Annotated in this window: 23 protein-coding genes; 3 read left to right on the top strand and 20 right to left on the bottom strand. The window is 45.5% G+C overall.

The features are described 5' to 3' along the window. Positions 1–9: 9 nt before the first annotated feature. Positions 10–573 (top strand): DUF655 domain-containing protein, encoded by a 564-nt coding sequence (locus Vsou_RS02700; protein WP_188602751.1) that lies wholly within the window; start codon positions 10–12, stop codon positions 571–573. 7 nt (positions 574–580) lie between these two features. Here the strand turns inward: Vsou_RS02700 and Vsou_RS02695 are convergent, their stop codons facing one another. Continuing rightward, positions 581–979 carry a translation initiation factor IF-5A gene (locus tag Vsou_RS02695; RefSeq protein WP_188602750.1) on the bottom strand — a complete coding sequence of 133 codons (399 nt, stop codon included), beginning with the start codon at positions 977–979 and terminating at the stop codon, positions 581–583. 115 nt (positions 980–1,094) lie between these two features. Here Vsou_RS02695 and Vsou_RS02690 point away from each other — a divergent pair, with 115 nt between their 5' ends. Both Vsou_RS02690 and Vsou_RS02685 read left to right on the top strand, forming a co-directional pair. Then, the gene (locus tag Vsou_RS02690; RefSeq protein ID WP_188602749.1) at positions 1,095–1,898 is read left to right on the top strand and encodes an NAD(+)/NADH kinase; all 804 of its coding nucleotides are present in this window, start codon (positions 1,095–1,097) and stop codon (positions 1,896–1,898) included. Further along, complete coding sequence (locus Vsou_RS02685; RefSeq protein WP_054843334.1) at positions 1,895–2,266, top strand: PIN domain-containing protein; 372 nt, start codon at positions 1,895–1,897, stop codon at positions 2,264–2,266. Before Vsou_RS02690 ends, Vsou_RS02685 begins: the two co-directional genes overlap by 4 nt. Here the strand turns inward: Vsou_RS02685 and Vsou_RS02680 are convergent. The 19 genes from Vsou_RS02680 to Vsou_RS02590 form a co-directional block, all read right to left on the bottom strand. Continuing rightward, positions 2,263–2,817, bottom strand: coding sequence for a 50S ribosomal protein L22 (locus Vsou_RS02680; protein ID WP_188602748.1), 555 nt, complete (start codon positions 2,815–2,817; stop codon positions 2,263–2,265). The genes Vsou_RS02685 and Vsou_RS02680 overlap by 4 nt on opposite strands. 188 nt (positions 2,818–3,005) lie before the next feature. After that, positions 3,006–4,196: a M20 family metallopeptidase gene (locus tag Vsou_RS02675; protein WP_188602747.1), complete on the bottom strand. Its 1,191-nt coding sequence runs from the start codon at positions 4,194–4,196 to the stop codon at positions 3,006–3,008. Beyond that, positions 4,189–4,962: a glycosyltransferase family 4 protein gene (locus tag Vsou_RS02670; RefSeq protein WP_229709735.1), complete on the bottom strand. Its 774-nt coding sequence runs from the start codon at positions 4,960–4,962 to the stop codon at positions 4,189–4,191. The genes Vsou_RS02675 and Vsou_RS02670 overlap by 8 nt, the downstream gene beginning before the upstream one ends. After that, positions 4,907–5,194 carry a hypothetical protein gene (locus Vsou_RS02665; protein WP_229709734.1) on the bottom strand — a complete coding sequence of 96 codons (288 nt, stop codon included), beginning with the start codon at positions 5,192–5,194 and terminating at the stop codon, positions 4,907–4,909. Before Vsou_RS02665 ends, Vsou_RS02670 begins: the two co-directional genes overlap by 56 nt. A gap of 48 nt (positions 5,195–5,242) precedes the next feature. Beyond that, on the bottom strand, positions 5,243–6,013 hold the full coding sequence (locus Vsou_RS02660) for a nucleotidyltransferase family protein (RefSeq protein ID WP_188602856.1): 771 nt from the start codon (positions 6,011–6,013) through the stop codon (positions 5,243–5,245). Between the two features lie 51 nt (positions 6,014–6,064). Then, entirely contained in the window at positions 6,065–8,362 is a 2,298-nt protein-coding gene (locus tag Vsou_RS02655; protein ID WP_308419813.1) for a DEAD/DEAH box helicase, read from the bottom strand. A gap of 151 nt (positions 8,363–8,513) precedes the next feature. Then, the gene (locus Vsou_RS02650) at positions 8,514–9,638 is read right to left on the bottom strand and encodes an NAD(P)/FAD-dependent oxidoreductase (protein WP_188602746.1); all 1,125 of its coding nucleotides are present in this window, start codon (positions 9,636–9,638) and stop codon (positions 8,514–8,516) included. A 28-nt stretch (positions 9,639–9,666) separates the two neighbouring features. After that, a complete protein-coding gene (locus tag Vsou_RS02645) occupies positions 9,667–10,602 on the bottom strand; it encodes a homoserine kinase (RefSeq protein ID WP_054843326.1) in 936 nt (311 codons plus the stop codon). Between the two features lie 160 nt (positions 10,603–10,762). Next, positions 10,763–11,083, bottom strand: a complete 321-nt coding sequence (locus Vsou_RS02640) for a heterodisulfide reductase-related iron-sulfur binding cluster (protein ID WP_229709750.1) — start codon at positions 11,081–11,083, stop codon at positions 10,763–10,765. Then, positions 11,031–11,159, bottom strand: coding sequence for a hypothetical protein (locus tag Vsou_RS02635; protein ID WP_264890761.1), 129 nt, complete (start codon positions 11,157–11,159; stop codon positions 11,031–11,033). The genes Vsou_RS02640 and Vsou_RS02635 overlap by 53 nt, the downstream gene beginning before the upstream one ends. Positions 11,160–11,477: 318 nt before the next feature. After that, a complete protein-coding gene (locus Vsou_RS02630) occupies positions 11,478–11,660 on the bottom strand; it encodes an FAD-binding protein (protein WP_229709749.1) in 183 nt (60 codons plus the stop codon). Further along, positions 11,633–11,776, bottom strand: a complete 144-nt coding sequence (locus Vsou_RS02625; protein WP_229709733.1) for a hypothetical protein — start codon at positions 11,774–11,776, stop codon at positions 11,633–11,635. The genes Vsou_RS02630 and Vsou_RS02625 overlap by 28 nt, the downstream gene beginning before the upstream one ends. Before the next feature lie 270 nt (positions 11,777–12,046). After that, entirely contained in the window at positions 12,047–13,321 is a 1,275-nt protein-coding gene (locus Vsou_RS02620; protein ID WP_188602745.1) for an MFS transporter, read from the bottom strand. A 244-nt stretch (positions 13,322–13,565) separates the two neighbouring features. After that, on the bottom strand, positions 13,566–14,531 hold the full coding sequence (locus tag Vsou_RS02615; RefSeq protein ID WP_188602854.1) for a thiamine pyrophosphate-dependent enzyme: 966 nt from the start codon (positions 14,529–14,531) through the stop codon (positions 13,566–13,568). Positions 14,532–14,627: 96 nt separating this feature from the next. Continuing rightward, positions 14,628–15,839: a pyruvate ferredoxin oxidoreductase gene (locus Vsou_RS02610; protein WP_373286819.1), complete on the bottom strand. Its 1,212-nt coding sequence runs from the start codon at positions 15,837–15,839 to the stop codon at positions 14,628–14,630. Positions 15,840–15,880: 41 nt separating this feature from the next. Then, positions 15,881–16,981: a 4Fe-4S dicluster-binding protein gene (locus Vsou_RS02605; protein ID WP_188602743.1), complete on the bottom strand. Its 1,101-nt coding sequence runs from the start codon at positions 16,979–16,981 to the stop codon at positions 15,881–15,883. A gap of 128 nt (positions 16,982–17,109) precedes the next feature. Then, complete coding sequence (locus Vsou_RS02600; RefSeq protein ID WP_188602742.1) at positions 17,110–17,478, bottom strand: hypothetical protein; 369 nt, start codon at positions 17,476–17,478, stop codon at positions 17,110–17,112. Between the two features lie 123 nt (positions 17,479–17,601). After that, positions 17,602–19,665 carry a minichromosome maintenance protein MCM gene (mcm, locus tag Vsou_RS02595; protein ID WP_188602741.1) on the bottom strand — a complete coding sequence of 688 codons (2,064 nt, stop codon included), beginning with the start codon at positions 19,663–19,665 and terminating at the stop codon, positions 17,602–17,604. Then, complete coding sequence (locus Vsou_RS02590; protein WP_188602740.1) at positions 19,662–20,165, bottom strand: DNA replication complex GINS family protein; 504 nt, start codon at positions 20,163–20,165, stop codon at positions 19,662–19,664. The genes mcm and Vsou_RS02590 overlap by 4 nt, the downstream gene beginning before the upstream one ends. Positions 20,166–20,399: the final 234 nt, after the last annotated feature.

Here is a 20,399-nt window from a genome sequence, read left to right as displayed (position 1 = left end):
GTGTCTTTAATGGTTAAGAGGGAGGACTACGCCTTTATACTGGACATAATACCTCCGGAGCAAATGCTTGTTAAGGACCCATCCCTAATAAAGAAGGGGTTTCCTAGGAATGAAGCCTATGCGCAGGCAATTGGTGATCAATTCTTCACACTATTGGAGCTAACGCTAAAACCCAACACTACGGCGGAGGTGGGTGAAAGGGTTTATATCGGTAATGGCCCAAGGGACAAGGTAAATAAGATCGTTAGGAGAATTAGCTATGAAGAACTAACAAGTGAAGCCAAGAGTGCGCTTCCGGAAATCGTTGCTAAGATTGTGAAGACCCAGGAGGATAGGTTTATTGATTTCTTTAATAAAGCTGGTCCAATAACCCTAAAAATGCACAGCCTAGAGCTACTTAAGGGCATTGGCAAGAAGACACTTTGGCAAATACTCGAGGAGAGAAGAAAGAAACCCTTTAAGTCTTTCGAGGATATAAAGGGCAGGATCGGTATTGATCCCGAGAAACTAATCATTGAGAGAATACTGAGGGAATTACAGGGGGCTGATCAGTATAGACTATTCGTTGGTTAACTTTGATCTACCTAACCCTAACGATCTTCCTTCGTCCGGCGATGTCCCAAACTTCAACCTCAATGCCAGGCTCGATCTTCTCACCTAGGTCACCCTCGATTTGGTTCTGGGGCACCTCGAACGTGGTGTAGTTCCTCAGGTCCATTAGTTGCCAGGAATCACCGACCTTAGCCACGACTTGGGCGACGAACTTCTCAATTATCGGTACCTCGACCTGGGCATCCGCAGGCACTATTAGGGTTCTTTTCACATTATCAAACACACCAATACCCACTATCCTGACCTTGGCGGATCCGTGCTTGCCGGTCTTGCTTTTTTCAACCTCAACTATCTTGCATGGTTCTCCATCAATCATTAAGTAACTGCCCTCCTTCACAGAACCTGCCTCTGTTGGTTTCGTTGACATACAAGAGTCGACATAGCTAGAGTTAATAAAAGGTTTTCTATTGGAAACTCTCTATCCCTTCCATTATTAGAAATTACTTATTAATTCTCTGTGTGGTATGTAGTTTCGAGAATTAATGAGGGTTATAATGTATGTTGGAAAGTACGAGGATTATGCATTGGCCAAGTTAGTAGTGAATAAGCTAAGTAATGGAGGGATCGAGACGCTCGCAGCCAGAGACCTGGAGGTTAAAAACATGGGCATACCCAAGTGGGATGGTTCCACAAGTATTGATATGGCAATGGTGATCGGTGGTGACGGTACAGTACTTAGGTTCATACATGAGATGGGAAACCCTACGAACATGCCTATCCTACATATAGGTACCGGCCGAGTTAATTACTTAAGTGATGTAAGCGCCAGGGAACTGCCCCAGGTACTGGATAAGATAATAAAGGGTGAGTATATAATTGAGGAGAGGATCACCCTAAAGGCCATCTCTGCTGATTTCGAGTGCGTGGCCTTGAATGAGGTTTTAGTTAAGGGTGTCGATCCAGGGCATTTGATAAACGTGACTGTCGTTGAGGACAGTGGTGAGGAAATAATGAGAGCTAGAATGGATGGAGTCATAATAGCCACACCAACTGGCTCAACGGCATACGCACTGGCTGCTGGAGGCCCAGTCATTGACAATAGGTTAACAACGAAATTAATAGTACCCCTTGCGCCATTCTCCAGGGCTTTAGTTCCCATTGTCCACCCATTCGACATACCCATTAAGGTATTGACAAGTGAGGTGGCGCACATTCTTTGCGACGGCACAGTAGCGCAAAGAGGTGCTGAAATACGCATTATGCCTTGCGATAGACGGATAAAGTTTGTTAGGACCCGCCAATATCGTATGTATGACAGGTTATTAAGGAGGTTATTCATACCATGAACATAGAGCGTATTGTGATCCTCGATACATCCGCAATACTGCACTCGAGGGATCTACGGCCATTAACAGCCATGGGCCACTTGTCAACCACGAATTACGTGGTTAATGAACTTAAGGATGCAAGAGCAGCCGTAGTGCCTGAGGTTCTCAATATCGATGTCTATGACATAAGCGCCAAGGAGGTGGCACTTGCCAGGAGGAATTATCATTTGCCGAAGTTATTAAGTGACACTGACGTGTCACTGATAGTACTTGCCATGAGGTTTAGGGATGAAAAACCAGTCGTAATTACTGATGACTCATTACTAATAAAGTTCCTCAAGAAACTTGGTATAGAATACCTGGTGATTTTCCTAAGGAGACATTAGTAGGTTTTTGGTCTTAGCTTTAATTTCCTTGGTACATTCTCCTCGGGTATCTCGGCACCGGCTAATTCTATGGTTACTGTGTCCTGGAACCAGGGCGTTGACCTGCCGAAGGCCCTTTGTATGTAATTCTTTATCTTACGACCCTTATGAACAGCAACGTGCACAATAACCACATTGTCAACATTAAGGCCTCTATAGCTCGCGTTATTCTCGAGGTTCTTAAGAACCTCTAGGTAGGCCTTAGCCACATTAATGGGCCACTTGGCCACTGGCCAGCCCTCCCAGGGTGTTGTGTGGTGTGCCTGCTTCTTTGTGAACCTCCTTATTGGTATTGGTGTCTTCATCTTAATGACATTGTTTAGGTACTCCTCGGCCTGCTTAATGGTGAATCCCCTGATGAACCTGGCAACCTCAACGGCCTTCTTCCAACTAATCCTATACTCATAACCAAGTGCCCTAACTGCCTGCTCCTCAGTGATGCTGGCCCCATAGGTCTCCTTAACCCTTCTAATGATGTCCTCAGCATTAACACTCCAGTCAATCCTAGCCATACCAAGACCAACGTGAATAATGCAGTATAAAAATATTTACCTAACCTGGTTGTCACGTAATTATTAACAAATGATCCTTGCCTCAGGAATGAGAGCCCATGCCGAGAACTAGGTATTAGCCCTTCAGTGAGGAACTGATAGTTTAATACCATTTATGGTTAAAGGCTATTGCGTTTAGTTAAAATACGTTATTCATTATTGACGTTTTTTATTAATTCCATGTACACATCCACCGCATCCATGATGCTGATCACATGTATGTACTCATCAGGTCCATGCGCTGACGATGTGTCGCCAGGTCCGTAGGTTAGTGAATCAACACCGGCGTTCTGTAGGTATCGTGTGTCCACCGGCGCCCTCGATATTCTCACCTTGGGATTTAAATTCAATACTTTCTCCACTGCATTTACTAACTTACTTAGTAATCTTGTACCTGGGTTCATTGCTGGTTCTATTCTATTTACCACATATATATCTACGGAGGACTTTATGTTATTCCGTGATTTATCAATGTGATTAGTTATTTCGTTAAGGGCAAGGTCCGTTTTTTCATTGGGTAGTATTCTTCTGTCTATTGAGAACTGAAAATAACTAGGCACCAAATTACGTGCATCGCCACCCCTCGTAATTCCCCCCAACACTACCGTGGCAGTCTCACCCATAAAGCGCCTACCTTCAATCCTAGGCTTCAACTCACTGCCCAAGGAATGGGCAATGGTAATACCATCCTCGAAGGCGTTTATGCCATACCAAGGCTGTGAGGCATGGGCTGGAAGGCCCCTAACTACCACATCCACCTGTAATACACCCATGCTCCCAATCCACACGGTATCAAGCCCCGTTGGTTCAACAACAACCGCGTAATCAGGCCTATGAATAATATTGATGAGATAACCGACTCCTGTCAATCCACCGATTTCCTCATCAGGAGTAAAGGAGAACTCCACACAATCACTGAATCCCTTAAGTTCGCTGAGTTGCTTCGCCAGTAACACCAGGGTTGTGACGCCACCCTTATCATCCGAGGCGCCTCTTCCATACACCCTGTCATTAATTAGGACCGGCTTAAAGGGTTCAGTAACTAACCAACCATCTCCTCCAGGAACTACGTCATAATGCGCATTAAGGTGAATTCTCCTATCCCTGACATTGCATAGTTCAGCCAGTAATATGTACCTGGGGTACTCGGCGTATTCAGGGTAGTACTTCCTAATCACGGATTTTGGTACGTCAATGATCCTGGTGTTTAGCCCAAACCCAGTTAACAACCTGTCTAGGTAATCAACAAGTTCCAGGTAGTTCTCGCCAGGTGGTGACACTGTACTTACCCTAATTAGGTCCATTAGGATATCAACTACTTGCCTCGTAGGGTTACTCATACTCACTTAATTCCCTGTATATTCCCAATAATTCCTTGCCAACGACACTTGGTGAATGTCTTTGAGCAACTATGGCCTTAGCCCTTGCGCCAAGCTCCATTATGTAATCAGGAGAATTCACAAGCTCCTTAACGCTGTCAAGGAAGCACCTAGTGTCATTAACATTACACAATAGGCCTCCGTCACTAATGACCTCAGGCATTGAATCAACGTTTGAAGCAACGACAGGTATGCCCATGCTCATGGCCTCGAGCGCAGTAAACCCATAGGCCTCACCCCTTGTTGGGAAGAGGAGCACGTCAAATTCAGACATTAACTTGAGCAATTCCTCCCTTCTCATCGGCTCGTGATACTCAATGCCACTTACCCTCCTCGGGCTTTTACCCACGTATACTTTCTTTATCCGCCTAGGGAGTTTCGACATTACGTCCTCTGCAATATCACCACCCTTTCTCTGGTACTCAACACCTATGAAGCCCACGGTTATTTCATTATCGATCTTCCTAGGGCTGGTCCTCATAGGTGGCGGTACGACCCTAACATCCCTAAAACCCTCCATCTCAAGTCCCTCCTTACTCCATTGAGTCCATGTTATCATCACTACATCATCCCTATTAAATAAGTACCTAAATACCCTCATTGCAAGTCTATACAGGGCGCTACTCCTTGACTTGTTTAGGTATTTCTCGAATAAGTTGAATACTGGTTGATCAATTTCCTGAACCCACGGTGTACGTGGTATAAACAAGTTCAGAAAAAAAGGCATGCACCAAGCCCCCCAGTCTCAGGGAGTATATTGGTTCTATCAAGGCCTTAAGAAACCACTTAGTTGTTGTGTCCCTGGTTATGTAGAAATCATTATGCAAGGGTGATAGACCCACCGGTTCATTAATAACCCTGTAACTTACACCAGGCGGTGGGTTTTCAAGCCTTAGCCTGATACCCGTCCTTAATCCCCCAGATACCCTATTCTTACTCACAATCATGTTAACAAGCATATAACAATGCTATTCCGGGACGTCTTATTATAAAGGTTAGCTTCTGTATTAGGATTTAAATGTCCTAACCATGCTGTTGAAGTAATCCTCAACACTACCTACGTTCAACCATGAGTCATTACCGAGTAGTAGGCCGTAAGCCTCGCCACCACCATTAATCACATTCTTAATGCCATACGTGAGTTCAAGTTCATTCCCAGCCTTAACTGCTCTGAGACCCTCAATTATTTTTCTATTGAATATATACACGGCTGATATGGCAATATCCGACCTCGGGTTACTGGGCTTCTCCTCAACATCCAGTATCCTAACCAGCCTAAAACCATCGAATGACCCCTCATCCCTAGCAATAGCTATGCCATACCTACTGGGATTACTGACCCTTCTAAGGAATAAAACCACGTCAGGCCTCAGTTCGTCATATAACTTAACGCCCTCAGGGTAACCTATTGTTAGTATACCGTCATCAGCATGCACGAAGAAAGGGTCTGAATTTACGAAATCCTCTGCCCTAAGCACGGCGTCGCCAAAGCCGAGGGGCCTCTCCTGAAATGTAAATGATATCTGCGCCCTTATTAAATCCGTGAACACCTTGTCCATTAAGTAATCAATTAATGGCCTACCATTCCTACCAACCACGATCATGAACTTGGAAACACCAACCTCCTGCAGCTTCATGATTATTAAGTCGATGATAGGCACCAATGCTGCCGAGTCATTTCGGCGTATTAAGGGAAGCAAGGCCTTAGGCATTATCAGCGTCATGTTCCTCATTCTGGTGCCTAACCCGGCAGCGGTTATTACTGCCTTGTTTATCATCAACAACTGCTACCGACGCCTATGCGTATATAAGTGTTTCACTCATAGGGTTTAAAGGTAGTCGAGCAATGAGCCACGTCTCTTACCAATCACCTGCCTACTCATCTCTCTATTAGTATCAGTTGCAGTGGGCTTGACAACCTTGCCCTCTTCAACGATCTTCCTGGCCTGCTCAACGACCGATCGGGCGAGCCTATCACCAAATCCCCTAATCCCGCTTATCAACTTGGGATCGGCATTCGCGATGTCAATCACACTCTTAAAACCGGCATTATAAAGGGCCCTGGCCCTGGCCCTACCAACGCCTTCCAGGTTTATCACAAGTTCCATTAGCTCCTCCCTAATACCGTAGGTTAGTCTCCACCTAAGCGTACTCAATCTCTCCATGTGTTTCTCCATATTAAGAGCACCGGCGAGCCTAGCCACAGCACTAACCAACCAATTCATTAAATCGCCATAAACCCTCAGGTCACCAGGACCGACATCATAGTTCTTGAGCAGATCATCCTCAGAAGCCTCATTAGCCCAATCCAGTAGCATCACGGCGGTCTTAACGGTGGATAGGTAGTCCTCGATCTCCTCATCCTCGAACTCACCATCCTCAATCTCATCCTTGGTAATTGAGGGCTTAACCAGTAAGTAATCCCAGTTATCCAGGACAAGCTGCAGATAATCATCAAACTCATTCCTCCTAACCCGCAACCTAGGGACCTCTGGCGATTGAACAATGAGGTGAGCATAACCAAGGTCATTGGTTTCCTCCCTAACCCTAAGACCACGTATGTAGGTATTGGCAGTGTACGGATCTAGGTACAGGGTATTTAACAGCAAACCAAGCGTTGTCGCAGCCACATAATCATCCCTCCTCTCAAGGAAGCCGGACTCCATTAGAAAATTGAGTATGTCATCGATCTTCCTCCTCAATAATCCCCTAAGGAACTCATTCTTGTCGTAGCTTCCCTGGACATAACCCAGCGTTGACGAAATAAACCTCATAACATCTCCAACGCTGGAGGCATAGCCGCTGGCTATTGCCGAGAGTATGTGAGTGGCCAGGTTCTTATCGGTAAGGAACTTGGACTTAACATCCTCAACCCTGGCATTTATGTAATTCTTGATCAAGTAATCAACCTCATCCTCACCTCTGGCAATCAGTATGGCCTCACCATACGGGTCAAGCCCAGGCCTACCAGCCCTACCGGACATCTGCTTATACTCCATCACTGGCAACTCCTCCATTCCAAAGCCAGGCTCATACCTCCTATAATCATGAATAATGACTCTCCTAGCCGGTAGATTAACACCCGCTGCCAAAGTCGTTGTGGCCACCACAACCCTAATCAACCTATTCCTAAAGGAATCCTCTATTATCGACCTAACATCCATATCAAGGCCAGCATGGTGAAACGAAACACCGCACCTCACGATCTTCGCCAACTCCTCACCAAGCAACCTGGATTGCGACGACTCAAGGATTGCACCGGAGACCTTGGACAACTCCCTGGGTTCTATCACCTTCACACCATAATTACAAATGTACTGAGCCAACTGCTGCGCCAGTTTCACTGTGTTCGACCTGGAATTTGTGAAGACGAGTGCCTGCCCGCCATCAAGTATCGTATTCATCACAAGCGACAGTACGGGATTACCCAAGTCCTTAATGGACTCCCTAGAACCATCTGCATAATAAATAACCCCATCATAATAAACACCCTCCCTAAGTCTCACAGGCCTCCAGTCAGAAACCACAAGCTCGGCATTGAGGTACTTAGCCAACTCCTCGGCATTACCCACTGTAGCCGACAAAGCCAGCAACTGCATGTCAAGACCTAGCGCCTTAACCTTGGCAATTATAGACTCGATGGTCGGGCCCCTCTTATCATCATCAACATAGTGAATCTCATCAATAACTAAAACGCCAACCCGCCTAAGCCAATCAACCCTATGCCTCAGTAGGCTATCGAGCTTTTCATAGGTAGTAACTACAATGTCATAATTCATAAGCCACGCATCATCCTTATCATACTCACCGGTTGTAACGGCAATCCTAACGCCAAGCCTCTCATAAACCCTTAAATCCCTCGCCTTCTCATAAGCCAAGGCCCTCAATGGAACGGCGAGTATTGCCTTAACACCCCTGGTAAGCACGGCATTCACCATAGCCAACTCAGCCATCAACGTCTTCCCAGTGGCCGTACTAGTGCACATAATAAGATTCCTACCATCAAACAAACCCCTACGAACAGCCTCCTCCTGGGGCGGATAAAGTTCCTGAACACCCCTCTCCCTAACTATGAAATCCCTCAACACATCCGGAATCGGTAAATCAACAACACGCAACCTAACCAACCAAACAACAAACCCAACAGAATTAATAAACCTTCAACACCGCACCAAACCCTACAACTCACCCTTACCGTAAAAACATCAATACCTTCACCGTAAGATCCCACTCTCATTTCCTAAATTTTACTTAACACTATCATGAATTATATCTGCATTAAACACATAATTCATGGGCCTCAGTACTTATATCCCAGGTACTGGGCCAGTTATTGCCGAACCTGTCAATTAGATAGGGCTTTGCATAACCAGGCCATGAACCATTGAATAAGTACTCGGTTAATGCCAGGGCCAGCGCAGGCCCGACCTCTGCGCCATAGCCATCAAAGCCACCCATAAACACTAGGTTGCTCAGGTCCAGAGTCCCCACCGCAGGCCTCATATCCGGCGTAACCTCACAATAACCAAACCTAGAGCCAATGAGAAATGCATTGCCTAACCTGGACATGACCTTACTGCTTACCTCATTAAGGAACTCGCGATCAACCCCCTCCTCCTTACCTGGTTCTGTGGTTTTTGAATTGCCATCTCCGCCAACCACTATTGATAGCCCGGAAAGGCCGAGTACGTGATCCATGGTGGACCCGAGAGGCCTCATGTAGATGTCAAGTACGTAGTCGTAAAGAATGTAATTGATCCTCCTGCTTAGAAAGGCAGCCGCTTGGCACTTATACGGTAGTAAAGGAACCCTTAAACCCGCGTCCCTGGCCACTGTGGAGTTCCATGCCCCGGCGGTAATTATGTAATAATCCCCGTGCAAAGTCCTATCATTAACCACAACCTCAACGCTGTCATTGCTCACGTTAACCCTGGCCTTACCCTCGACGTATCTTACGTTGTTGTACTTACGAATTCGTCTCATTAATTGTACGTAATTAACTAAATTATCACCATCACTACTGAGTATGTAAACCTCATTATTAGCGGCCTTCTTGAGTCCATACTTCCCTATATCATTAATTACCTTAACACGTGCACCAGCCTCATGCCATAAATTAATCAATTTAGCAGTATCACTATAGCACTCACTGGGTATTACTGTGATTGAATCCATGGGTTGCAGTACCTTGATCCCGAGTTTTCTCGATAGTTCCAGGTAAACCTCCTCACTAATCTTGGACAGTGTTATGTCCTCATGGAACCTCAATAGCTTTGAGTGGATTAGTGGGTACCTAGGTTTCTGTAGTCCCGCGTCCACTAGCGTTACGTGGACACTCCTCATGGCCAATAAGTGAGTAAGCACAGTCCCAGTAATTCCTCCTCCAATGATTACTACGTCCATACTGTGGCCCATAACCTAGGAAAGTGTATTAAGTATTAAGTTGGTTGCACGGGACCTCCCTAGTACCGGTGTTGGTGGGTTTTGTTATTATTAGTACGTAATCCCTAAGACCGCTTTTCCTAAGTAATTCATCTATGCGATCCCTGGGTGGTTCACTGTCAAACACCCCGAACAGCGACGGACCGGCGCCAGAGAGAGCCACGCCAATTGCACCAACCTTTAGTAGGGTTTCCTTAATTATCCCGTAGTGTGGGTAGAACTTAATCCTTATGGGTTCAACGATTGAATCACCCATCAACGCCCTACTGAGTATTTCCCTATTGTTAGTGATCAATGAGTAAATTAGCATTGAAGCGTAGGCGGAGTTATTCTTGAAATCCCTCATATCAATGGCACTCGGTAACAACTTGCGCATTTCCCCGGTACTAACTTTACTACCTGCCAGGACAACCACAATCCAGTAATTACTGGGTACCTCGACCTTCACGAAGTCCCCAGTGACTGGATTAATTATTACCAAACCACCCAATAGGGATGCAGCCACGTTATCCATGTGAGGAACACCCGCCGCTGCAGTCTCGCCTAGAGCAGCAATCCTAATCAGGGACTTGGAATCAAGGTTTGTGCCCAGTAGCTTATTCAATGCATAGGTCAATGCAGCCGCGTCAGCACCACTACTGCCCAAACCACTGGCGGGTTTGATGCCCTTCCTAACAGTAATCCTTACCTTGAAATCCAGCCCAGTTATTCTCCTAAACTCCTCAATCACTGGGTACATGGTAGTGGACTTATAGTCACTTGGTAGGTAATGTAAATAATCTCCAACGAACTTAATATAATCATTGCCATTATGCCCTATTTCAACGTAAACATCATCATACGGCTCTGTAATTGCCAGCGACATTATGTCGAACCCAGGTCCTAAATTGGCTATAGAGGCTGGGCTCCTAATGCATATTGACATTGTCAATAAGTATTGTGCCTATTTATAATCATTAACCCAAACCAAGGCATTAAATCATCGAACCTTCACGCCCTACATAATCGGTGGAAATTTAGGTTATAGGGCATATCAAGTAATTCCGTTGGGTATAATAACTTAATACCTAGCTCGTTTTCCCTAACTATGTTTGCCCAATGAGCCTTACAAGCCACGCCCCCAACATTAATGCCTCAGGTTTATGGCGCATCAGATCCTCAAGCTTCTGCCTAGTTATTTCCCTGGTAATATCTGGATGCCTATTTGAGTACATCATGCCTGCACCACAGCACTTGAACTCCTTGGGCATCACGATTTCAAATCCATTCCACGTTAATACCCTAATTGTGGCGTAGACTAAGTGTGTATGGGATTGCCAGGCAACGCATGAATTAGTCACAAATAGTAGGACCCTAACCCCTGACAGTCTTATCTCTCGGTACCCTAAACACCTTGCCAAGCACATCATCAAGCCTCTCCCTATCTCTGGATCTCGCAAATCCCTTCATATCTCTTGGTATTCCAGGCAATGAATTAGGCACGGACAGCGCCAGTTTTATTACCGTTGGGCTTTCAAGAAATTTGAACCCAGCCCTTACATGCCATGGATACCCATAATCTATTAATTTATCACTCAGGTAGGCATATGCGGCCTCAAGAACCTTACTATACTGAACGCCTGATGGTCACGCAGTCTCACACCTCCTGCAGATCACACATACATCAAGATGCTCATGTAGAGTCTCGGTTGGTTGTAAGTGCATGAGCTCTCAAGCTTTAATATTCGTGGTTATTTTAGTGGTTTGTAAAAATAATAAAATCAATAACTGAATAATATTAAAGCTTAAGAGCTCATGTGACTATAACCAGGCTTGGCGCCCACCCAGTACATCGTTGTTAAGTGACCGACTGGATAGCTTAGCCAAGGCGTCACTGAGCCATAGGTTAATGACGTCAGCCTCTACGGTGGCTGTTTCATTCTTAATATCAAGCTCAAGGACCTTATTCATTCTCGCTAGGGAAATAACAATACCGCCCTCAATTGGTAAAACGCAACCGCTGAGGCTTGTGCCTGAGCCACGGCCAATAATGGGTATCCTATTTCCCAGGCAACCCTAACGACCTTAGCAACCTCCTCAGTGGGTCTGGAGGAAAACAATTACGTCGGGCTTAGCCGTATATACGAAGGAGCCGTCAGCCTCATAAACCATCAACTCAACATCAATAATATTACTCTCACCAACGATTCTCTTTAGCTCAGTAACAATTTTCCTCAGTTATTCCCATATATGCGTATATGCATTAATGTTAATAAGTATTTGCTTAAACAATGTTTTATTCATAACTAATACAAAAAAGGCTATTCTGTGTATGTCTTGTAATAACATAGAGAACATTAATTTTTAATAAAAATTATATCCCTATACCATTACGTTTTCCTAGGAGCCCTTGGTATTTTCCAGAGTAATGGTATGGCCAGGAGTGCAGCTACTATTCCAAAGAGACCTGAGACTACCATGGTATTTATCCAGCCTAGGGACGTTATCATTATTGCCGTCAATACACCACCATAAATAGCACCACTACCCTTAGCTATGGCGTAGAGTAATCCATAGTTATTTCCTGATGCCACTTCGCCGTAGAAGTACCCAATGGAGGCTGGGTTAACGGTATATATCGATGCCCAAGTCAAAATTGCAAGAGCCACAGATGCCACAAACCCAATCTCGTTATGTACTATGCCAAATACTACGCTCAGTAGCGTGAAGATGCCTGATAGGGCATAGAACAGAACTAGTGTTTTAATAACACCAATTGCATCAGAAATAATACCTGTTATAAATTTACCCAAACCAGCCATTACCGATGAACCAAGCGACGCAGCCACAGCAACGATCAAGGCAAAGTGGAAGTAGAGCCCGTATTGAACGGCCTTAGACACTATTGTTAATCCCTCAGACGCAACAAGTAGGAATGTAATGACTAGTATCCAGAACTGCCAAGTCCTCACCGTCTCGGAGAATGTAAATTGGTAATCAGTCGCACGTATCAGCTTCGATCTTGAAGACTGCGGATTATACGTGGGTGGTTTCCAACCCTTCGGTGGATCCCTCCTCATTAGGAAAGCTGAGATTAAAATTATTACGAAGGATGTTATTGCAAGGCCTAGCATGATTGACTTAAACACAGCTATTGGATGAACACTCGGTAATATACCAACTAGTAGTATTATTGGTATTGAACCCCAACTAAACCCAGCCGATATAGTGCCAGCCACGGTAGCTCTATAATCAGGGAACCACTTATTAGCCACGGTAACACTATTATTATATACCATGCCAGCGCCGATGCCTCCTATGACTGCATAAACCCACATTAGGAGAGTTGGTGAACCAAAGATTGCCGCGAAGTATCCAATACCAACGAGGAATGCCGCTATTAATTGAAGAAACCAAGGACCATATTTATCCCTAATGAAACCCGCCGGCCAGCCAAATACTGATTCTAGGAACACGTTGACGGTAAATACGGTACCCAGGAACACAGCACTGATATGGAAGAACTGAGTAACGTCATGAGAGAAAGCGCTAAAGGCATACTCATAAGGACTAATCATGAACATAGCCAAGAATGCGCCGACGAACGCAAACCACCTACTGAAACCAAGTATTTGCTTGTCGGTTAATCTTGACTCACTGCCCATACGCTAGATAAAATTATTCATAATTATTAAAATGTTGCTAAGATAATATTTTATATTATACATAATTACTTAAAAAATAATCATTAAATTCAGCGCATAACGATTAAATATTTTCGCTAAATTAAATATTTTTTTAAAAATTGATAAAAGATTACTAATAATTATAAATAATGATAATTAAAAGGTAGTAATTTAAGATCAAGAAAATAAATAAAGATTTTAATAAAACTATTCATCTTATTTACTAAGTTTTTGCTGTCTCTGGATACGGCAATTCCTTAGTTAATGGCAATAGTCCAGGTATTAACCACTTCTCCCACATCTCATCAACCTTCCTCTGTATGTACTCGATATCCTCATCAGTAAGGTGCTTAAACCTCGTCTGTCTACTTATGTATTCCTTAACAGGTTTTCTCTTAATCTCGCCACTGGCTATCCTAGCGCTTGTGCCTGTTAGCCTAAACTTGCCATTCTCTATCTCGAAGAGCGGCCATAGACCTGTCTCCACCGCCAACTTACCTATTTCATGGCTATACTTGGGATCATAGCCCCAACCCTTGGGACATGGGTCTAGGGTGTGTATGAATGTTGGTCCACCGATTTCTAGGGCTTTTCTCACCTTGTTGTATAGGTCTATTGGGTCTGCCGCCATTGCTGTGGCCACATACTTGATCTCTGGGTGTCCAACGGCCATCATTGCTGCCATGTTCTTCTTCCACCTATACTTCATAATCCTGATCTGCTTACCGCTTGGGCTGAAGGTTGTTAGGGCTCCGAATGGTGTCATTGTTGTTTCCTGTATATCCGTGTTGGCACTGGATTCATTGTCATACATGAGTATTAGGAAGTTATACTTTGTGTGCGTTAATGCGTTGGAGACCTCGGATAGACCTGCATCCGCACAACCCAGGTCACCACATATGCCAATTACATTTATCTTCTCACTTGGTAGTTTACCCTTCTCCATAAGCGCCTTTAATGCTGCTGCGGTACCAACAACAGCTGATCCAGTGCCGGATAGTTGGGTGTGTATCCAGGGTAGTGCCCATGCTGTTGTGTAGTAGGTTGTGTTTGCTACGTACATGCATCCAGTCGCACCAATAACAATTGTGTTAGGGCCAGCTGCCTTAGCAACCCACCTAAGAACCATTGCTGATTCGCATCCCTGGCAGGTCCTGTGACCAGCATCAAAGTACTCTGTCTGAGCCATCTGTAGCAAGTCCTTGACTGTTCGAGCCAACCTAATTGAGACTGTCACACCTAGTCACCCCCTTCGCTCCTTATAAATTTTTCTTCTTTTCCCATTTTACTCTCTAACTCCATACCAAATCACCCTCTGCTCAACCTTACCTTTTCTAGCTGCATCCAAAGCCATATTGAACATATTAATCGCATCGTTATAAGTAATCTCCCTACCACCGAGCCCACCAATGAAGTTCATCATTAACGGCCTATGCTCAGCCTCATACAATGCGCTCCTAATTTCCGTAAAGACTGCGCCACCATCAAATGGAGAGCCAAATGAATAGTCCCTATCCACCACAGCTGCAACCTTAACACCGCTTAGGTAGCGTATGATGTCCTCAGTTGGGAATGGCCTAAACCACCTAATTCTCAGGAAACCAACCTTCTCACCCCTAGCCCTCAACCTCCTAACCGCCTCCTTAATTGGCTTGGAAACCGTGCCCATGCCAATCATGACTACATCAGCATCCTCAACCATGTATGGCTCAACGAATGGATTACCATAGTCCCTACCGAATATCTTCGCGAAGTCCCTATAGGCCTCCTCAATCACCTTCCTAGCATTCTTCATCGCTTCATCCATCTGTTTCCTAAGTTCTGTAACCCAATCTTCATTGACCTGCGGCGCAACGCTAATTACGTTGCTTGGGTGCAACTTCCTATTGCCCAAGTCATATGGCGGTAGGAACTTCTGGACCTTGGACTTGGGCGGTATCTTAAATGCATGCTCACTATGCGTTAGAAATGCACCATCCATTGATATACCCACTGGTAGCATGATCCTTGGATCCTCAGCGACCCTATAGGCTATCAATGTAGTATCCAGTGCCTCCTGTGCGGCGTCAACCCACGTCAATAACCAACCCACGTCCCTAACCATTAGTGCATCATTATGCTCCACACCATACGCTCCTGGGTCATCAAGGGCCCTATTACCTATTAATGCAACTACTGGGTACCTATCCGTGCTAGTGGCCACTATGGCCTCGATGGCTAATAACCAACCAACTCCGCTTGATCCCACGAATGTCCTGGCGCCGACTGCAGATGCGTGCTTGACAATCTCGAACTGATCATGTTCATGGGCGGCCACTATGTACTCAGCCTTCATGTAACCATCGGCTATTAACCTGGCCACGGTCTGCATGACACCGCCGTAGGGCCTTATTGGATATGCCGATGTAACATCTACATCTGCCAACATTAATGCATAGGCCACTGCATCAGTGCCTGTGCCAACGACCTCAACATCCTCATCCCCCTTAAGCACCATATCAAGGCGTTTGGATTCAAGTGCTGAGACTGACATGCCCCTCACCTCTTCCTCACGCTTATTATTTGTGCCTTTGGTAATAATGACTCGAACCACTTCCTATAGGCCTCCTTACTCTCCTTCCATGCCTTATATTCATCGATGAACTTTCCATACCCATCCTCGAACTCCATTTCATCAACCATGATTATGGTGTCAGGAACTGGGCAAACCTCGGCGCATATGCCGCAACCTTTGCAGTAGGCTAGGGCTGGGTTGAAGTAGCCATCCGGTGTTACATCAAATACGGAGTCTGGGCAGTACTCCCAGCATAGACTGCACTTAATGCACTTATCAAAATTAATCACAGGCCTGTAATGCTTAGCGGTGCCACCTGTGAAGTACGGGTTCCTCTGGTTCGGTTTCAATCCAGGTATGGCAGCACCAATCATCATGTCCTTCCAACCGGGTAGGTGCGGTGGTTCATACTTATACGGCAAGCCCTCGCCTGGCTTAACCTCCCTCAACTTAACGAGTGATTGATAGGCCTCCAAGGCCCTATTAATCCTTTCACTAGGCTTATCGAGGCTTCCCAAGTATTTTTTCACGTCATCGAGACTTAGGACATTCGGCAAAACTCTGGCTATTGCTCCAAGAACCCTTTCCACTGTGCCATCATCTTGGAATGTCCAGAAATCACCGATACTTCTTTCTCCATAAGCAACGACAAGAGTGTACGGAGAGTCCCTGGATGGTATAAATTTAATTAATTCATCAGGGTTTCTCTTAGAGATTACGATAAGTAGCCCACTGGGCCTTAATTTCAGGTGTACCGGTTGAATACCCTGCCATGCCCAAGACTCGACGCCCTTAAGTATTGAGTCATCAAGCACTATGGATGCATCCACGTAGTCAGGCTCAACCCTGGCTGCTTCGGCGTCCAGAACCTCCTCACTGGCGCCTTTGGCAATTACCACAAAGTACTTCGCAGGTGAACCATCTCTTTCTGGGTCATCACCATATCTCTGGTAGGACAGCGCCACATTGCCAGCCATTCGGGCCGCATAGGCAATACCCCTAGCCAAATTCCTCGCAAGATGCCTTTGATGTATACCTCTATAAATTATCTCTATCGTATATATGCCTGGGACTTGAACAGACATTTTAATCACACGATAATTACATTGTACTTTTAAAGCAGTGCATTCCCTGGTATATTAAAAATAACACTCTCGATACGTGTTTTACGACAACTCTGGTTTATAAACAATGATATATAGTATTTATAGCTTTACGTAATCAATTGATTAATCCTCTCCCTAATCCTTGTGAGAGCCTCCATGTTCTCCCTAAAGTCATCCATTAGGTTGTCCACGAAATTCTCATCAATCTCCCCAGGCCTTAACAATGCCTCCTTAACCATCTCTTCTAGTGTGGCGCACCTCCTGAATACATAGTACATAGCGTTAATATCAGCATCGCTCAAGTTCAGTATTCCAACATCAATTGCCTTTGAAATCACACTCCAACCCCAATCACCTGCGGTGTCCTCCTCGGTCACTTCTACTTTCATTTCCTTAAGCCTGGCAAGCACATTTTCCACGGTGAGGTTTACGGCATTCTTGAGGCCTGAGATTATCATATTTAATCTGTCAATCATGTATCAAAACTAGTCATATGCTTTTATTAAAGCATTCCGACAGGTCTCCAATTGAATCAAATCATCAAGGCAAATGGGATTATTTTACAACGTACCCAAAACATCGCCTTTAGAACAAGGATGTCATACAAGGACCCTTTTCACATAACCCGGTTTTGGCATGTATATGTCGCCAGACTTAAGCAACATGTTTATGGCTTTGTCCACTGCCTGTCTATCGAGCCCTGCCGACTCAGCTTCCTTATACAGATCCTCAATCCTCACGGGTTTACCGCCACTGGACTCCTCGAGTTGAGCCAATAGATTCATTATTAATGCCATCCTTTCCTGGGTTGACTTAGGCTTACCGGTCATTATTATGTCAATGTCTATCTTCCCAGACTCGACATCAATACCAACACTGCTCAGGTACTTCATGAAGAGCCTAATGGCCCTATCGGCATCCTCAGCCTCAACCACGGGGCTAAGTCTCATCTTGGCCTCGGCCTCGGCAAGCCTGATTAGTGCCTCCAACTGTCTCGCGGTTATCGCTATTGGTGAGTCCGGCTCCCTTGACTTGGCTCTCATCTGAACATAGAACTGAACAACCCTATCCCTAGCCTCAGGCGTTAGTGCTGGCCTGATGTGCTTGCGGGCATAGGCTATGTACTTCCTGAGTAGGTCCGGTGGTATAATATCGGCGAAGCCCTCAGGGACTTCGCCAGCATGTAGTGTTGTTATGTGTTCGGCAATTGCCTTGTCTCTATCTAGGTTCGGTTCATCCCTAATAATGAATATTAGGTCGAACCTCGATAGTAACGTTACTGGTAAGTCAACGTTCTCGGCCACAGTCCTATTGGGCAGGTACCTACCAAAGGCTGGGTTAGCAGCGGCTAAGACGCTACATCTGGCGTTTAGCGTTGCTACAATGCCTGCCTTGGCTATGGAGACCGTTTGCTGCTCAAGGGCCTCATGAATGGCTACCCTGTCCTTCGTATCCATCTTATCAATCTCATCAATGACCGCCACACCCGTATCAGCTAAAACAAGGGCGCCAGCCTCTAGGTAAAACTCACCAGTGTCCTTCTCGCGCACAACGGCTGCAGTCAGACCCGCCGCCGAGCTACCCTTACCTGTTGTATACACAGCCCTAGGTGCGATCTTTGTGACGAACCTCAGCAACTGCGTCTTTGCCATGCCCGGATCACCGACCAGTAATATGTGTATGTCACCCCTAACCCTAATACCATCAGGGTAAACCTTAGGTACACCGCTAAAGAGCAGGCATGCTATGGATTCCTTAATGTCCTCCATACCGTATATCGAGGGCGCTATTGACTTGATTATCCTCTCCCGAACATCTGGCATTTTTGAGAGCTCTAGGATCTTCTTCTCATCCTCAGGCGTAATCTCAATCTCCACCAACTCCCTCTGTTGGCTTTCAACGAAATTAACCTCCATGAAACTAGAGACGACGGGTGGCCTACCCTTCCTTAAGTCAGCCAGGTCTAGGTTCATGATGCCTACCAGGTAAACCCTATCACCAGGCTTCACGGTATCAACCAAGTCATCGAGTAGTATCGCCTCTATACTCCTCGGCAACTGGCCTGGTGGCAATTCCTCAGGTTTCTCTTGAACAATTACCTTCTGCCAATCAATGAACTCACTCCTCTCCTCAGCAAATACCATACTGTTAAATGCACCGCACTTGGGGCATCGCTTCGGTGGTTGGACAAAGCCCGTGGTTGGTTGCGGAATCTCAACCTCATAACCACACTGCGAACACCTAAATACGGACTTCCTGAGGTAATGCTTGGGCGGTGTCTGCCTGGTTATTATACCCTCAACCATTATCAACTTACCCAGGACCTCACTCCTTAACCTCCTAATGGGCAGGGACTCAGGGAGCCTCCTAAACCTCATGTAGAAGTTCCTAACGGACTTAGCCAGCTCGGGATCCCTCTCGGTTATTGCCTGCCTAACGGCCTCGGAACCAGCCTGAACAATCAATTGAGGCCTCTCCAGGAGCATGTCAGCGAGGTCCTTATTGCTGATTAGCAAGTCGTGAAAGTCGATCACGAGGGATCTCTTCCTTTGTATAATCATGTTGTTGATCTCGTCAATATACCTATCACTGGACTCAATGAAACCCCTAAGTCCCTGGACCAATGTATCCAAACTAACTTCAGCAACCTCTGGCTCTGTCATTGTAGACCCACCAGGACATTCAGGAAATCCTTTATTAAAGGCGCGATGGATTTAACGAGCATTTCCTCCTCCACAGTCAATTTATCTAAGAAGTCCCTCGAGTCAGCAATGCCTGGATTAACCGCCAGTAGCGTAAGTATCTTTCTAAGTCTCAACTGGGCTAACTCCCTCAACTGCTGTGCATAGATCCTAACGCTCTTCTGGTCACCACCAACCATACTGAGCCTAGCCCTTACGTAGAAGTCCCTGGGCAACTCCCTCAATTCACTGGGAGCCCTGTTCTCAAGCCAAACCCTCTTAAGAATCTCCTCACTACCGACCTTATCCTCATCAAGCAGTGAAACAACGCCACGCTTAATAAGGACCTCAAGCACATTAGGCGGCGCATTAATGATTGAACCGGCCTTGGCAGGGGCAATGCTGATTAGCCCTAGGTCAACGCCATCCACATCCCGCGTCAACACAGCCCTAACACTGGGCACTAGGTATGAAAAACCCATCAATAGCAACTAACCACAAACCAATTAAAAAGGCACTACAGGAAAAGGATAAGTAATATTGATGAGATCCTATGTAGTGCCTCAACCATCCATCAATATTCATACCCACATTGCTGCAGTGCTCACTATCCTCCACGTTATCGTAAACCAACACGTTTGTATAAACGAGCACTTTTCAACCATCACCTCCTTAATTGCTCTTTCAATCTGCTCAACAGTGATAGGTCTATCCAA

The organism is Vulcanisaeta souniana JCM 11219 (assembly GCF_026000775.1).
In the GTDB taxonomy this organism is placed as follows: Archaea; Thermoproteota; Thermoprotei; order Thermoproteales; family Thermocladiaceae; genus Vulcanisaeta; species Vulcanisaeta souniana.
This window is presented reverse-complemented; position numbering and strand designations above follow the sequence as displayed.

Excerpts from the sequence above, each read along its gene's own strand:
- Vsou_RS02610 (WP_373286819.1), bottom strand. The coding sequence starts at position 15,839 with ATGGTGCTTAAGGGGGATGAGGATGTTGAGGTCGTTGGCACAGGCACT.
- Vsou_RS02650 (WP_188602746.1), bottom strand. The coding sequence starts at position 9,638 with ATGGACGTAGTAATCATTGGAGGAGGAATTACTGGGACTGTGCTTACT.
- Vsou_RS02620 (WP_188602745.1), bottom strand. The coding sequence starts at position 13,321 with ATGGGCAGTGAGTCAAGATTAACCGACAAGCAAATACTTGGTTTCAGT.
- Vsou_RS02615 (WP_188602854.1), bottom strand. The coding sequence starts at position 14,531 with ATGGCTCAGACAGAGTACTTTGATGCTGGTCACAGGACCTGCCAGGGA.
- Vsou_RS02680 (WP_188602748.1), bottom strand. The coding sequence starts at position 2,817 with ATGGCTAGGATTGACTGGAGTGTTAATGCTGAGGACATCATTAGAAGG.
- Vsou_RS02670 (WP_229709735.1), bottom strand. The coding sequence starts at position 4,962 with ATGCCTTTTTTTCTGAACTTGTTTATACCACGTACACCGTGGGTTCAG.
- Vsou_RS02700 (WP_188602751.1), top strand. The coding sequence starts at position 10 with ATGGTTAAGAGGGAGGACTACGCCTTTATACTGGACATAATACCTCCG.
- Vsou_RS02675 (WP_188602747.1), bottom strand. The coding sequence starts at position 4,196 with ATGAGTAACCCTACGAGGCAAGTAGTTGATATCCTAATGGACCTAATT.
- Vsou_RS02605 (WP_188602743.1), bottom strand. The coding sequence starts at position 16,981 with ATGTCTGTTCAAGTCCCAGGCATATATACGATAGAGATAATTTATAGA.
- mcm (WP_188602741.1), bottom strand. The coding sequence starts at position 19,665 with ATGACAGAGCCAGAGGTTGCTGAAGTTAGTTTGGATACATTGGTCCAG.
- Vsou_RS02690 (WP_188602749.1), top strand. The coding sequence starts at position 1,095 with ATGAGGGTTATAATGTATGTTGGAAAGTACGAGGATTATGCATTGGCC.
- Vsou_RS02600 (WP_188602742.1), bottom strand. The coding sequence starts at position 17,478 with ATGATTGACAGATTAAATATGATAATCTCAGGCCTCAAGAATGCCGTA.
- Vsou_RS02685 (WP_054843334.1), top strand. The coding sequence starts at position 1,895 with ATGAACATAGAGCGTATTGTGATCCTCGATACATCCGCAATACTGCAC.
- Vsou_RS02695 (WP_188602750.1), bottom strand. The coding sequence starts at position 979 with ATGTCAACGAAACCAACAGAGGCAGGTTCTGTGAAGGAGGGCAGTTAC.
- Vsou_RS02660 (WP_188602856.1), bottom strand. The coding sequence starts at position 6,013 with ATGATAAACAAGGCAGTAATAACCGCTGCCGGGTTAGGCACCAGAATG.
- Vsou_RS02590 (WP_188602740.1), bottom strand. The coding sequence starts at position 20,165 with ATGGGTTTTTCATACCTAGTGCCCAGTGTTAGGGCTGTGTTGACGCGG.
- Vsou_RS02645 (WP_054843326.1), bottom strand. The coding sequence starts at position 10,602 with ATGTCAATATGCATTAGGAGCCCAGCCTCTATAGCCAATTTAGGACCT.
- Vsou_RS02640 (WP_229709750.1), bottom strand. The coding sequence starts at position 11,083 with ATGTGCTTGGCAAGGTGTTTAGGGTACCGAGAGATAAGACTGTCAGGG.
- Vsou_RS02665 (WP_229709734.1), bottom strand. The coding sequence starts at position 5,194 with ATGCTTGTTAACATGATTGTGAGTAAGAATAGGGTATCTGGGGGATTA.